General features: G+C 75.1%; 11 protein-coding genes. 6 read left to right on the top strand and 5 right to left on the bottom strand.

Annotated features, from left to right (window positions below; genetic code table 11):
* Window positions 1-6: 6 nt before the first annotated feature.
* Window positions 7-1,371, top strand: a complete 1,365-nt coding sequence (locus ACQP6G_RS08155) for a class II 3-deoxy-7-phosphoheptulonate synthase (protein ID WP_429763768.1) — start codon at window positions 7-9, stop codon at window positions 1,369-1,371.
* Between the two features lie 3 nt (window positions 1,372-1,374).
* Here the strand turns inward: ACQP6G_RS08155 and ACQP6G_RS08150 are convergent, their stop codons facing one another.
* Complete coding sequence (locus tag ACQP6G_RS08150; protein WP_429763767.1) at window positions 1,375-3,411, bottom strand: Stk1 family PASTA domain-containing Ser/Thr kinase; 2,037 nt, start codon at window positions 3,409-3,411, stop codon at window positions 1,375-1,377.
* 48 nt (window positions 3,412-3,459) lie between these two features.
* On the opposite strand from ACQP6G_RS08150, the gene ACQP6G_RS08145 reads away from it, so the two are divergent.
* On the top strand, window positions 3,460-3,891 hold the full coding sequence (locus ACQP6G_RS08145; protein ID WP_429763766.1) for an Rv2175c family DNA-binding protein: 432 nt from the start codon (window positions 3,460-3,462) through the stop codon (window positions 3,889-3,891).
* A 36-nt stretch (window positions 3,892-3,927) separates the two neighbouring features.
* On the opposite strand, the gene ACQP6G_RS08140 is transcribed toward ACQP6G_RS08145, so the two are convergent.
* Window positions 3,928-5,034 (bottom strand): polyprenyl synthetase family protein, encoded by a 1,107-nt coding sequence (locus ACQP6G_RS08140; RefSeq protein ID WP_429763765.1) that lies wholly within the window; start codon window positions 5,032-5,034, stop codon window positions 3,928-3,930.
* Window positions 5,035-5,108: 74 nt separating this feature from the next.
* Window positions 5,109-5,747 carry a hypothetical protein gene (locus ACQP6G_RS08135; protein WP_429763764.1) on the bottom strand — a complete coding sequence of 213 codons (639 nt, stop codon included), beginning with the start codon at window positions 5,745-5,747 and terminating at the stop codon, window positions 5,109-5,111.
* 170 nt (window positions 5,748-5,917) lie between these two features.
* Between ACQP6G_RS08135 and ACQP6G_RS08130 the strand changes: the two genes are divergently transcribed.
* The 3 genes from ACQP6G_RS08130 to ACQP6G_RS08120 all read left to right on the top strand — a co-directional run bounded on the left by ACQP6G_RS08130 (window position 5,918) and on the right by ACQP6G_RS08120 (window position 9,549).
* Window positions 5,918-7,246, top strand: coding sequence for a DUF4192 domain-containing protein (locus ACQP6G_RS08130; RefSeq protein ID WP_429763763.1), 1,329 nt, complete (start codon window positions 5,918-5,920; stop codon window positions 7,244-7,246).
* 9 nt (window positions 7,247-7,255) lie between these two features.
* A complete protein-coding gene (locus tag ACQP6G_RS08125; RefSeq protein ID WP_429763762.1) occupies window positions 7,256-7,612 on the top strand; it encodes a universal stress protein in 357 nt (118 codons plus the stop codon).
* 344 nt (window positions 7,613-7,956) lie between these two features.
* Window positions 7,957-9,549, top strand: a complete 1,593-nt coding sequence (locus ACQP6G_RS08120) for an RNA polymerase sigma factor (protein ID WP_429763761.1) — start codon at window positions 7,957-7,959, stop codon at window positions 9,547-9,549.
* Between the two features lie 95 nt (window positions 9,550-9,644).
* Here ACQP6G_RS08120 and ACQP6G_RS08115 read toward each other — a convergent pair whose 3' ends face one another.
* Entirely contained in the window at window positions 9,645-11,084 is a 1,440-nt protein-coding gene (locus ACQP6G_RS08115) for an FAD-binding oxidoreductase (protein ID WP_429763760.1), read from the bottom strand.
* Between the two features lie 136 nt (window positions 11,085-11,220).
* On the opposite strand from ACQP6G_RS08115, the gene ACQP6G_RS08110 reads away from it, so the two are divergent.
* A complete protein-coding gene (locus ACQP6G_RS08110) occupies window positions 11,221-12,810 on the top strand; it encodes a SpoIID/LytB domain-containing protein (RefSeq protein ID WP_429763759.1) in 1,590 nt (529 codons plus the stop codon).
* Between the two features lie 96 nt (window positions 12,811-12,906).
* Here ACQP6G_RS08110 and ACQP6G_RS08105 read toward each other — a convergent pair whose 3' ends face one another.
* Window positions 12,907-13,122: a DUF7455 domain-containing protein gene (locus tag ACQP6G_RS08105; RefSeq protein WP_429729875.1), complete on the bottom strand. Its 216-nt coding sequence runs from the start codon at window positions 13,120-13,122 to the stop codon at window positions 12,907-12,909.
* Window positions 13,123-13,244 lie beyond the last annotated feature (122 nt).

The following is a 13,244-nucleotide window of genomic DNA, read 5'->3' as shown; positions in this document are numbered from 1 at the left end:
GCCCGCATGACCACCGCCGTCGACACCGTGGTGCCCGGGAGCGACCCCGAGGGCCTGGACCGGTTCCGGACCCTCGAGGCGCGCCAGCAGCCCGTGTGGCCGGACGCCGAGGCGCTCGCGGCGGTGGCGGGCCGGCTCTCCCACGCGGCGCCCCTCGTGGTGCCGGCCGAGGCCCGGCTGCTCACGGAACGTCTCGCCGCGGCGGGCCGCGGCGAGGCGTTCCTGCTGCAGGGCGGGGACTGCGCGGAGACGTTCGCGGACGCGAACGCGACCCGCATCCGCAACAAGGTGCGCACCATCCTGCAGATGGCGGTGGTGCTCACCCACGGCGCGAGCACGCCCGTGGTGAAGATGGGGCGGCTCGCGGGGCAGTACGCCAAGCCGCGCTCGTCCGACCTCGAGACCCGCGACGGCGTGACGCTGCCCGCCTACCGCGGCGACATGGTCAACGGGCACGAGTTCACCACGGAGTCGCGCACGCCCGACCCGGTGCGCCTCGAGCAGGCGTACCGGATCTCGTCGGCGACGGCGAACGTCGTGCGGGCCTTCACCCAGGGCGGCCACGCCGACCTGCGCCGGGTGCACGAGTGGAACCGTGGGTTCATGCGCAACCCCGCCTACGCGCGGTACGAGCGCACCGCGGCGGAGATCGATCGCGCGATCCGCTTCATGGAGGCCTGCGGGGCGGACTTCGACGCCCTGCGCTCAGTGGAGTTCTACCTCAGCCACGAGGCGCTCATCCTCGACTACGAGCGGGCGCTGACCCGCGTCGACGCCCGGACCGGCGAGGCCTACGCGACGTCGGCCCACTTCCTGTGGATCGGCGAGCGCACCCGTCAGCTCGACGGCGCGCACGTGGAGTTCCTCTCGCGCGTCGCCAACCCCGTCGGCGTCAAGCTCGGCCCGACGACGTCGGCTGACGACGCCCTGGCGCTGGCGGCGCGGCTCAACCCGGGAAACACCCCCGGCCGGCTCACGTTCGTCACCCGGATGGGCGCGGGCAAGGTGCGCGACGTGCTGCCCGAGGTCGTCGAGAAGGTCACCGCCGCGGGCGCGGCCGTCACCTGGGTGACCGACCCGATGCACGGCAACACGATCACCTCCGACAGCGGCTACAAGACGCGCCGGTTCACCGACGTGCTGGACGAGGTCACGGGCTTCTTCGAGGTGCATCGCGCCCTCGGCACCGTGCCCGGCGGGCTGCACATGGAGCTTACGGGCGACGACGTCACCGAGGTGCTGGGCGGCAGCGAGGAGATCGACGACGCCGGGCTGGCGCTGCGGTACGAGACGCTGGTCGACCCGCGTCTCAACCACCAGCAGTCGCTCGAGATGGCGTTCCGCGTCGCGGAGATGCTGACGAGCTGGTGACGCTCACCAGACGGTGACGGTCACCGTGCTGCCCTTCGGCGCCCTGCCGGTGGGGTCCTGGAACCGGACGGTGTCGAGGATGCCGCCGAGGTAGGTGTTCTCCTTGACCACGAAGCCGGCCTTCTCCAGCGCCTTGCGGGCAGGCTCGGTGTGCTTGCCCACCACGTTCGGCACCTCGACCAGGGGCGGCCCCTGCGAGATCGTCAGCGTCACGGTGTCGGTGCGGTGCGCGGTGGCCCCCTCCTTCGGGTCCTGCGCCAGCACGTGACCCTTCGGGACGTCCTCGGAGTACTCCGGGTCGGCCAGCTCGACGACGAGCCCCAGACCCTCGAGGTCGGTGACGGCCGCGTCCTTCTCCTTGCCCACCTCCTGCGGCACCTGCACGGGGGCGGGGCCGTCGGAGACGGTGAGCGTCACGACGGTGTCGTGCCGCTGGCGCGAGCCCTCGTCCACCGACACGTCGAGCACCTGGCCCCGGGCGGCCTCGTCGTCGTACGACCGGGCGGGGTCGCCGACCGTGAAGCCGGCGTCCTCCAGCGCCGCGGTGGCGTCCTTGTCGGCGGCGCCGACCAGGTCGTCGGGCACCGTGAGCATCTGCACGCCGCGGGACACGACCAGCTCCACGGAGCCGTCGGTGCGCACCCGGTCGCCGGGCGCGGGCACGCTCGTCACGACCGAGCCCTCCGGGACGTCGTCGTCGAAGGCGCGGCTCGTCGTCGTGCCGAGCCCGGCGTCCTCGAGGACGGCGCGGGCGTCGTCGGCAGCGACTCCGGCGATGCCGGTCGGCACCGAGGTCCACGCCCCGGGACCGTCCGCGAACCACCACCACGTGCCCAGCCCGCCGCCGGCCAGGACGAGCACCAGGGTGAGGGTCCACGCGACCGCGCGGCGACGGCGGGAGGGGCGCCGGTACGCCTCGGTGGGCTGCTCGACGAGCCGGTCCGTGGGCTGCGCCGGCGCGCTCGCCGACACCTCCTGGAAGAACGCCGTCGGGATCTCGTCGACGGCGTCCGTCCCCGTGCGCCCGTCGTCCTCGTCGTCGTGCGGCGCACCGCCGGTCCCGCTCGGGCCGCCGGCGTCGGAGGGGCCGTCGGCGGGCCGTTCCGCGCGGCGCGCGAGCACGTCGGTGTCGAGCGACGACCGCAGCGCTTCGACGGCGGCGAGGGCGGCGCCCGCGTCGGGCGGGCGCCGCTCGGCGTCCCGGGCCGCGAAGGACGCGACGAGCGCGTCGACCTCGGCGGGCAGCCAGTCCACGAGCGCGGACGGGGCCGGGAGGTCCTCGTGCACGTGGTGGAAGGCGACCTGGATCGGCGTCTCGCCCGCATACGGCAGGGTGCCGGTGACGAGCTCGTACGCGAGCACCCCGACCGCGTAGACGTCGGTGCGGGCGTCGCAGGTGCCGCTGGTGATCACCTCGGGCGCCAGGTACGCGACCGTGCCCAGGACGGTGCCGGTGGTGGTGGTGGTCACCTCGGTGACCGCGCGGGCGAGGCCGAAGTCGGCGACCTTGACCCGCGTCCCCGGCGGTGTGCCGCCCGGGGCGTCGACCTGGGCGGTGCCGCCAGGGACGGCGTCGTCGCCGACGACGAGCACGTTCTCCGGCTTGACGTCCCGGTGGACCAGGCCCTTGCGGTGCGCCGCGGCGAGGGCCGCGAGGACCTGCGCCACGACGTCGAGGGCCCGGTCCAGGGTGAGGGCGCCGGACGTGTGCAGCTCTCGACGCAGGTTGGTGCCCGGCACGTACTCCATCGCGAGATAGCTGGTGTCGCCGTCGACGCCCTGGTCGTAGACCGCCACGACGCCGGGGTGGGTGAGCCGGGCGGCGGCGCGCGCCTCGCGGCGGAACCGGGACACGAAGGCGGCGCCGTCCACCCCGTCCGCGAGGTGCGGGTGCATCACCTTGACGGCGACCTCGCGGTCGAGCCGCCGGTCGGTGGCCCGGTACACGGTGGCCATGCCCCCTCGGGCGACGCGCGCGACGATCTCGTACCGCCCGTCGACCAGGCGGCCGAGCATCGGGTCGGTCGTCGTGATGGCCACGCGACGAGTGTAGGGGCGCCCGGTTCGGCAGGCCCGTAGGCTGGCCCGGTGAGCGACACCACCGCGCCGGAGCCCGGCGCCCCCGTCCCCGACAGCACCGACGACCGCACCGACGACCGCGCCGCCCTGGAGTCCCTCGTGGACGCGTGGCTCACCCTGCCCGACGTGGCGGAGGTCCTCGGGACCCAGGTGTCCAAGGTGCGCGGGCTGGTCTCGGAGCGGACCCTCGTCGGGGTCAAGCGGGGCGACCGGAACACGTTCCAGGTGCCTGCCGCGTTCCTCGTGACCGACGACGGGGCGCCCCACGTGCTGCACACGCTGCGCGGCACCGTGCTGGTGCTCTCGGACGTCGGGCTGGACGACGCCGCCATCCTGCGCTGGCTGTTCGAGACCGAGCCGTCGATCGGCGCCACCCCGATCGGGGAGCTGCGCGCCGGTCGTCGCGCCGAGGTGCGCCGGGTGGCCCAGGCGCTGCTCTGACGCCCGTTCCCTCCGGTCGGAGGGACGGCCGGCGGGTCAGGCCGCCCGGTCGACGGCGGCCCGCGCCAGGTCCAGGAGGACCTCGCGGGCGGGCTCGGCGAGCCCTGCCGCGGACAGCGCGTCCAGGGCGCCGTCCGCGAGCGTGTCGATGAGGGCCTCGACGCCGTCGAGCGCCCCCGAGCCGGCGATGACCCCGCGCAGCCTCTCGACGGTGGCGCCGTCCAGGTCGGGGTCGCCGAGGCGCGCGACGACGAGGTCGCGGTCGCTCGCGCCCGCGGCCGCGAGCGTGCGGGCCACCAGCACGGTGCGCTTGCCCTCGCGCAGGTCGTCGCCGGCGGGCTTGCCCGTCACCGACGGGTCGCCGAACACGCCCAGCACGTCGTCGCGGAGCTGGAACGCCTCCCCGAGCGGCAGCCCGGCGTCCGAGACGGCGGCCACGTGCGCGGGCGACGCCCCCGCGAGGACCGCGCCGAGCACGAGCGGGCGCTCGACCGAGTAGCGCGCCGACTTCGCGCGCAGGACGTCCCGGGCGCGCTCCTCGTCGGCCGCGGGGTCCAGGCCCCACGGCTCGGCCTGCACGAGGACGTCGAGGTACTGGCCCACGACGACCTCGGTCTGCATGGCGTCGAACAGCGCGCGGGCCGCGGCCGCGCGCTCCGTCGGCAGGTCGGCGACGGCAGCGGCGATCTCGCGCTGGCACGCGACGAGGCACAGGTCGCCGAGCAGGATCGCGGCGGACGTGCCGAACCGCTCGGCCGATCCCGCCCAGCCGGCCGCGGCGTGCCGTGCCTCGAAGGCCCGGTGCGCGGTGGGCTCGCCACGCCGCGTGTCCGAGGCGTCCATGACGTCGTCGTGCAGCAGGGCGGCGGCCTGGAACAGCTCGAGCGCCGCCCCGGCCCGCACCACCGCGTCCCGCTCGGGGCCGGACGCGGCGCCGCCGTGGGCCCGGTAGGACCAGTAGCAGAACGCCGCCCGCAGGCGCTTGCCCCCGCGGAGCAGCACGGCCGCCTGGTCGGTCAGCGCGGTCGCCGCGTCGCCGATCGAGGCGACCTCCCGGGCGAGGGCGTCGAGGTGCTCCTCGACCCTGGTGTCGACGTCGGTGCGGAGGTTCTCGAGGTCGACCAGCGACGCGGCGGTGGGCATGCCGACAGCCTATGCGCCCGGCCGGGCGGTCCCGACGGGGGCGGGGCCGGTCAGCAGGTCCGTCAGCAGGTCCGTCAGCCGACGACGACGGAGCCGCTGACCGTCACGAGGCGGCGCTCGCCGTCGTCGAGCACGCCGAGGGTGACGGACTCCACGACCGGGCCCGCGTCCTTCTTCTTTCCCCGGGGCGTGCTCTCGCGGCCGAACACCGTCTGCGCGGTGAGGCCGGAGAGGCTCGACGTGCCGGACTCCTCGAAGCCGGCCTTGCGCAACCGCTCGGCGAGCTGGTCGATGACGTCCTGCGTGCCGCGCTGCGTGGCGAGGTTGAGGGTGACGTCGGTGAGGCCGCCCTCGCCCGGGGTGGCCGAGCTGGCGAGCACCGTCGCGTCCTCGGGCGCCCCGAGCAGCTTCTCGGGGAAGCCGTCGGCGTACCCGCCGACCGTCGTGTCGGGGTCGAACGTCGGCAGGGCGGACGCGCCGCCCGTCCCCGGCTCCGCGCTAGGGGTCTCCGTGGCGCCACGCACGCCGACGCCGGACCCGTTCTCGCCGGTCGCGGAGACGTCGTCGTCCGGGGCCCCTCCGCCGCCGAGCAGACCGCAGCCGGACAGCGCGAGGAGCGCGGTGAGCGCCACGGCGCCCACGCCGCGTGCCCTGGCCGCGGGCGCGCGACGCGACCGGGCGCGGCGGCGCGGGGCGCGGGGGAGCGAGGGCACGGCGCCTACCGTAGCGGCCCGCGGCACCTCGCTCGCACGTCCCGGACGAGGGGGACGCCGCGGACGTCGCACGGCGGCGCAGGCCACGGAGCCTGCCCCCAGCGGGGTGCCGTCCACAGCGGGGCGGCCCGCGGCGCCGGGGCCCGCGGTCGTGCCCTGGGATCGGACCCATGGACGCCGCATACGCCACCGACCACGCCGGGGAGCCTGGCACCGCCTTCGACACCCCGCTCGTGCTCCGCTCGTCCCGCGACCTTCTCGCGGCCGTGCCGTACCTGCTGGGGTTCCGCCCGCGGGAGTGCGTGGTCGTCGTCGCGGTCACCGACGAGGGCCGGGTCGGCCTCGTCGCACGGACCGGCCTGCCCGGCCTCGACGGACCCGTCGGCGCCCCCGGGGACGAGGCGGGCGCCGGGACGACGGGAAGCGCGGCCGTCGTCGCCCGGGCGGCCGCCCGGGTCGGGGCCCGCCTGGCGCTCGTCGTGCTCTACACCGCGTCACCGCCGGACCGGGTCCGGGCGTGGGAGGCGGCCGCGGTCGGGGCGCTGGAGGAGTCCCTGGGCCCGACGGTCGACGTGGAGACCTGGCTCGTCGGCCCGGACGGCTATCGCGGCCTCGACTGCACGGACCCCGCGTGCTGTCCGGCGGGAGGACGACCCACGAGCGAGCTCGAGCACGGCGAGGTGGGGGCGGCGTTCGTGGTCGCGGGGCGGGCGATCGCCCGCTCGGAGCAGGAGGCGTACCGGGTCCGTGCGCTGCCGGCGGGCGTGCGTGACCGAGTCGCCAAGGCGGCGGGACGTGCGGAGCGGGCGCGTGCGGCGGCAGGTGACGCCACCGGTGCGGCGTCTCGTGAGCCGGCCCGTGCGACGCCCCGTGCGACGGCACCTGACGGGCCGGGTCGCTGGCGCACCGAGGCCTACGGCGTCTGGTGCGACCTGGTGCGACAGGCGGCCGCGGAGCTGCGCACCTGTCCGGCCGGCGACGTCGAGCTGCCCCCGGCACGTCTCGGTCGCCTGGCGGTGGCGCTCGCGGACGTCCGGGTCCGGGACGCCGTGCTGCTGTCCCTGGTGCCGGGCGCGCGAGAGGCGGCGGACCGGACGGTCCGGGCGGGCGGGGACGTCGACGTCCCGCGCGACGTGGAGTCGGGCACGGCCCGGGCGATCGCCCGGGTGGTGGACCCGCGGGTCGGGGTGCCTCCCGACGGGGCGACCGCCGACGCGGCCCGGCTCGTGCTGGAGCAGCTGGTGGGCGGCGCGCCGCGGCGGTGGCACGCGCCGCCCCTCGCGCTCCTGGGCTTCCTGGCCTGGTGGCGGGGCGACGGGTGGCTCGCGGCCCGGCGCGTGCGAGAGTCCGCGCGGCAGGACCCGAGCTACCGACTGGCCGCGCTCGTGGCCGGGGTGCTGGAGGCGGCGGTCCCGCCCGGGTGGGTGAGCGCGGCGCGAGGGCCGGCTGCGGAGGATCTCGCCGGGGCGACCGATGTGGCCGGGCCGACGGTCGGGTAGCGTGCCCCCATGGCGATCGTCGTCGGACTCCTGAGCACGGCCGAGGGACAGGCGGCACTCGCCGCAGCGAAGCGCGAGGCGCAGGAGCGGTCCGTCCCGCTCACGGTCGTCGTCACCCGGGACGACGGCGGGCCCGAGAGGCAGGCGGTCGAGGACGACCTCGCCTCCTCGGGGCTCGCCTACTCGGTGGTGGTCGGCACGGGGGACCTCGCCGAGGATCTCGTGCGCACGGCGCAGGAGGTGGCCGCCGAGCTCATCGTCGTGGGTCTCCGACGACGCAGCCCGGTGGGGAAGCTGATCCTCGGGTCCGGCGCGCAGCGCATCCTCCTCGAAGCGCCCTGTCCGGTCCTGGCGGTGAAGCCGTGACGACACGCGCGGCGACGCGCGCGGTCCACGCGTCGTGCGATGTGACGCTCGCGACCGTCCTCGGGCGGTCCTGCGCGCGGGCGTGCGAGGCCCGGCCCCACCGTGCCGCCCGGGGTTTCGACCGTCGTTCCGCCTCTGCCGTCGGGAATCTTCGCGACTCCCCGGACGTTGAGCCAGCACCGGGGAACGGACGACGTGGGTACGGGACTGGGCGCAGGAGCCCGTGGTGCCCTTCCGTCGCGGATGTCGCCGGTACAATAGAGGTGTCCGCCTGAGCCACGACAGTCCGAGTCGGAGGCCTTGACGGCGGTGCACCGTCCCCTCGAATGCCGAAAGGTCGGTTTGTGGCGTCCACTGCGCAGAACCCTGCACTTCCCCGCGAGTTCGAGCACCCTGCCCTGCAGGGGCTGCTCGCTCGAGGCACCGCCGACGGCCGGGTCGACGCCGAGAGCTTCCGCGCTGCCTGCGAGAACGCCGCGGTGGCGGACCCCAAGCGTCTGAAGGCGGTCCTGCGCGCCTTCGCGACCGCCGGGGTGGAGATCGGTGTGCCCACGGCCACCAAGGTCGCCGCCGCCAGCTCGAGCCGGGGCACCACCACGCGCGCGAAGGCGCCGGCGGCGCGCTCCGCGGGCGCGGTGAAGACCTCGACCGTGACGACCTCCGCCGTGAAGTCCGCCGCGTCGACGGACGACGAGCCGGCCGAGGCGACGTCCGCGAAGAAGCCCGCGACCAAGGCCGCCGGCACCAAGACAGCGGCCAAGGGGGCGAAGCCGACGCGTGGCCGCAAGGCGGCGTCGAAGGACGAGCCCGCAGCCGACGACGTCGAGGACGTCGAGCTCGACGACGCGACCGACGCCGACGACGAGCAGGAGAACGAGGCCGCCGCGAAGGGTGCCAAGCCCGCGGCCGGCAAGGGTAAGGGCGAGGACGAGGAGACCGGCTTCGTCGTCTCGGACACCGACGACGACGACCAGCCCGCGCAGCAGGTCGTCACGGCCGGCGCGACCGCCGACCCCGTCAAGGACTACCTCAAGCAGATCGGCAAGGTCGCGCTGCTGAACGCCGAGCAGGAGGTCGAGCTCGCGAAGCGCATCGAGGCCGGCCTGTTCGCGGAGGAGCGCCTGTCCCAGGACTACGCCGCCTACGACAAGACGAAGGCGAGCGCCGACGAGCGCCGGATGTACCGCGACCTGCGGTGGATCGCGCACGACGGCAAGCGCGCCAAGAACCACCTGCTGGAGGCGAACCTGCGCCTCGTCGTCTCCCTCGCCAAGCGCTACACCGGCCGCGGCATGCTGTTCCTGGACCTGATCCAGGAGGGCAACCTCGGTCTGATCCGCGCCGTCGAGAAGTTCGACTACACCAAGGGCTACAAGTTCTCGACGTACGCCACCTGGTGGATCCGGCAGGCCATCACCCGCGCCATGGCCGACCAGGCCCGTACCATCCGCATCCCGGTGCACATGGTCGAGGTCATCAACAAGCTGGCCCGCGTGCAGCGGCAGATGCTCCAGGACCTGGGTCGCGAGCCCACCCCGGAGGAGCTCGCCAAGGAGCTGGACATGACCCCCGAGAAGGTGGTCGAGGTCCAGAAGTACGGGCGCGAGCCCATCTCGCTGCACACCCCGCTGGGCGAGGACGGCGACAGCGAGTTCGGTGACCTCATCGAGGACTCCGAGGCCGTCGTCCCGGCGGACGCCGTGAGCTTCACGCTGCTCCAGGAGCAGCTGCACCAGGTGCTCGACACCCTGTCGGAGCGCGAGGCGGGCGTCGTCTCCATGCGCTTCGGCCTGCAGGACGGGCAGCCCAAGACGCTGGACGAGATCGGCAAGGTCTACGGGGTCACCCGTGAGCGGATCCGCCAGATCGAGTCCAAGACGATGTCGAAGCTGCGGCACCCGTCGCGGTCCCAGGTGCTGCGCGACTACCTGGACTGATCCGCCTCAGGAGCACGTCGTCACGAGAGCCCTGGTACCCGTCGGTACCGGGGCTCTCGTGCGTCCGCGCGGCTCGTCGAGCAGTGGGCCAGCCGTCAGGGCGCGACGTCGGCGGCGATGTCGGCGGCGACGGACCAGCGCGACGACGGGGCGAGGGTGCCGGCGGGGTCCAGCCGGCGGCGCAGCGCCAGGAGCCGGTCGTAGGTCGCCGGGCCGTACGCCTCGCGCACCAGGGCGGCGGAGACGTCGTCCCGCGGGCCGGCGAAGTTGAGCAGCGAGCCGCCGGTGGTCCAGGGCGCCAGCGCGTCGTGCACCGCCTGGAGGCGGTCGGCGACGTCGGGCGGCCCGACCGGGCTGCCGAGCGCCCCGGTGAACAGGGTGCAGGCGGCGTCGCGCCCGCCGACGGCGTTGGCCACGGCGGGCGGCCCGGCCACGGCGCCGCCGAGGAGCCGGATCTCGGCCGCGAGGACGGGGGAGTCGGGCGGCACGGCCCCGAGGAACGCGTCGACCGCGTCCTCGGTCAGCTCGCGCAGCAGCCCGCCACGCTCGACGAACGGCATCGGGTCGTCCGGGTCGGCGTGCACCGCCCCGATCTGCGCGTACGGCAGGTCTCCGACCGTGTCGAGGATCGGCACGGCGACCTGCCTCAGGTCGTCGACCAGGGGGTCGGGCGCCGCGAGGTGCCCGTGCCGGACGTAGCGCACCACGAGCACCGCGCGCCCGCGCAGCGGCTCGGGCACGTCGGGCAGGGGCGGCAGGTTCAGGCGTGCGACGGACGTCGAGACGTCGTCGGCCAGCGTCGTCGTGTGCTCGCGCCACCGGTGCAGCACGGCGTGCGCGTCGTCGACGTCGAACCAGAGCGTGCCCGCGCGCACGGTGGACAGGGGGAAGAGGTCGAACGTCATCCCGACGACGACCCCGAACGCGCCCCCGCCGCCGCGCAGCGCCCAGAAGAGCTCTTCGTGCTGCGTCGGCGTCGCCGTGACGAGGTCGCCGGCCGGGGTGACCACGTCGATCGCGCGGACGTGGTCGGCGGCGAAGCCGAAGGTGCGCGCCAGGGGGCCGAGCCCGCCGCCGAGCGTGTAGCCGATCACCCCGACCTGGGGGGACGAGCCGCAGAGCCCGCCCAGCCCGTGGTCCGCGCCGGCGGTGAGCACCGCCTGCCAGTGGACGCCGGGCCCGACGGTCGCGGTGCGGGCGACGGGGTCGACGACGAGGGCGTCGAGGGCGGACACGTCGAGCAGGACGTCGCCGGCGCCGGTCGCGGCGGCGCTGTGGCCCGTGGAGCGGACTCCGACGCCGAACCCGTGGCCCGCGGCGGCGCGGACCGTCGCGACGACGTCCTCGGGCGAGGCAGCCCGCACGACGAGCGCCGGCCGGTGGGCGAGCGCGAGGTTGAAGCCGGGGAGCGCGGCGTCGTAGGCCGGGTCGGCGGGCAGGGCCGTGGTGCCGTCGAGCGCGGGGTCGAGCTGTGCCGCGAGGGCGGCGGCCCTGTCGAGGTCGCGGTCGGGGGCGACGGGAGCGGAGCTGGACATCGGGGACTCTCCTTCGGTGGACGGTGCCGAGAGGAGAGAGACGCCCGCGCGCCGGCGATGACGGTCGGTGCCCCGGGCCCCCGGGTGAAGTGTGGGGGCGTTCCCCTGACCTGGGCCGATGTGGCAAGGTGTCCGCGTGCTCCAGACCACGACCCTCCCCGGGCGGCCCCGGGTCGTCGCCCTGCTCGCGCTCGTCGTCGCCCTGGCGCTGTCGCTCGCGTCGGTGCTCGTGGCGCCTGCGGCGCAGGCGGCGACCTGGTCGCTGACGGGCTCCGGCGGAGGGACGACGACGGCGGCGACCGGAAAGTCCCTCACGGTCCGCTACCTCAAGTCCGGCCAGCCGGTGCGGGGCGCGACGGTCACGCTGCAGCGCAAGGCGGGGACGTCGTGGGTGAAGGTCCGCACCGTGCGGACCGGGTCGACGGGCCGCGTGTCGACGACGGTGAAGCCCACCGCCTCGACGACGTACCGCTTCAGGACCAGCCACGCCACGAGCGGCGGTGTCACGGTGCTCGTGGTGCCGGTGCGGTTCGCGATCTCCGGCTCGGGCTCGGGGCACGGCGTCGGGATGGCCCAGTGGGGCGCTTACGAGCAGTCGCGCTCAGGTCGTACCGCGGCCCAGATCCTCGGTTACTACTACCCGGGCACCACCGTCTCGACGGCGAACGACCCCCGGACCACCCTGGACGTGCAGGTGCTCGGACCGCCGTCGGACAGCCGGACCACGACGGTGCTGGCGGTCGGCTCCGGAGCCTGGCGGCTCATGGACCCGGCGGGGGCCGTCGTGGCGAGCGGCGGAGCCGCGGAGAAGGTCACCGTCGGCGTCGCGCCCTCGGGGGTGACTGCCAAGGTGACGAAGGGCGGTGCGACGACGAAGAGCGTGTCCGCGCGCTCCAGCCTGACGTACGAGTGGTCCGGCACGCGGAACTACCAGCCCACCGGGACGAGGGCGGTCGCGACCGTGGCGGGCGCCCAGGGGACCTACCGCAACGGACGCCTGGTGGTGACGAAGCGGTCGGACCGGCCGAACGTCGTCAACCAGGTGGTCATCAACACCGAGTACCTCTACGGGCTGGACGAGATGCCCTCGGGCTGGGGCGCGAGCAGCAACCGCGGTGCTGCGGCGCTGGAGGCGCAGGCGGTCGCGGCGCGCAACTACGCGATCGTCGAGAAGGTCAAGGGCCTGAAGTCCACGTGCGGCTGCCACGTCTACGACGACACCCGCTCGCAGCACTACACCGGCTGGAAGAAGCAGGGCGGGAGCTGGGGGAGCGCCTGGGTCGCGGCGGTGGACGCCACGGTGCAGGACGGCACGGTGACCGTGCTGCGCGACGCCGAGGGCGGGTTCGCGGAGACGCCGTACTTCGCGTCGACCGGCAGCGCGGGAGGGCGCCGCGGCACGGCGACCAACACGGAGGTGTTCGGGACGGCGGCTCTGCCCTACCTCGCGCACGTCGCCGACACGTACTCGGCCAAGGCGCCCGGCAACCCGTACCTGACGTGGAGCGACTCGATCACGCAGGCGACGGCCAGGTCGGTCTTCGGCCTCGCGTCGGTGCGCTCGATCGCGGTGACGTCTCGGTGGTCGAGCGGCCAGATCAAGACGCTGACGGCCACCTCGGCCATGGGGACGAAGGTGTCGCGGACCAAGACGGCGGACGGGTGGCGCACCACCCTCGGCGTCCGGGCGTCGTGGGTCGGCTCGCTCTCGGGCCGCAGCAGCTGATCCTCGCCGGCCTCGGCCGTCGCCCCGCCCCCCACGCACGAGAGCCCCGCACCGGACGGTGCGGGGCTCTCGTGGGGTCGGTGTGCTTGCGCCGGGTCAGCGCGCCCCGTGCTCCTCGTGGAGCCGGTCCGTCTCGTCCTGGACGTGGACGGCGACACCCTGGTAGGCGTCCGCGTGCGCGCGTGCGTGGTGCCCGCAGAAGAGGAGCTCTCCGACAGGCAGGACCACTCGCACGTACGCCTGGGCGCCGCAGCGGTCGCAGCGGTCGGCGGCGGTCAGCGGCTGGGTCGGTTCGGTCGTCGTGGTGCTCACATGACCATCCAACCAGACAGGTGGCCCGGAGCATCCCGGACCCGGGCCGGGTTCGCTCCGGGCATAGCGGCGTGGAGCACAGTCCGACGGCGTGGAGCGCACAAGAACACCTGTTCGGTCGT

This window comes from Isoptericola nanjingensis (genome assembly GCF_050311635.1).
Lineage (GTDB): Bacteria > Actinomycetota > Actinomycetes > Actinomycetales > Cellulomonadaceae > Isoptericola > Isoptericola nanjingensis.
The sequence above is the reverse complement of the archived record's forward strand: the minus strand, read 5'-3'. Positions and strand labels throughout refer to the sequence as shown.

Excerpts from the sequence above, each read along its gene's own strand:
- ACQP6G_RS08155 (WP_429763768.1), top strand. The coding sequence starts at position 7 with ATGACCACCGCCGTCGACACCGTGGTGCCCGGGAGCGACCCCGAGGGC.
- ACQP6G_RS08140 (WP_429763765.1), bottom strand. The coding sequence starts at position 5,034 with ATGCCCACCGCCGCGTCGCTGGTCGACCTCGAGAACCTCCGCACCGAC.
- ACQP6G_RS08130 (WP_429763763.1), top strand. The coding sequence starts at position 5,918 with ATGGACGCCGCATACGCCACCGACCACGCCGGGGAGCCTGGCACCGCC.
- ACQP6G_RS08125 (WP_429763762.1), top strand. The coding sequence starts at position 7,256 with ATGGCGATCGTCGTCGGACTCCTGAGCACGGCCGAGGGACAGGCGGCA.
- ACQP6G_RS08115 (WP_429763760.1), bottom strand. The coding sequence starts at position 11,084 with ATGTCCAGCTCCGCTCCCGTCGCCCCCGACCGCGACCTCGACAGGGCC.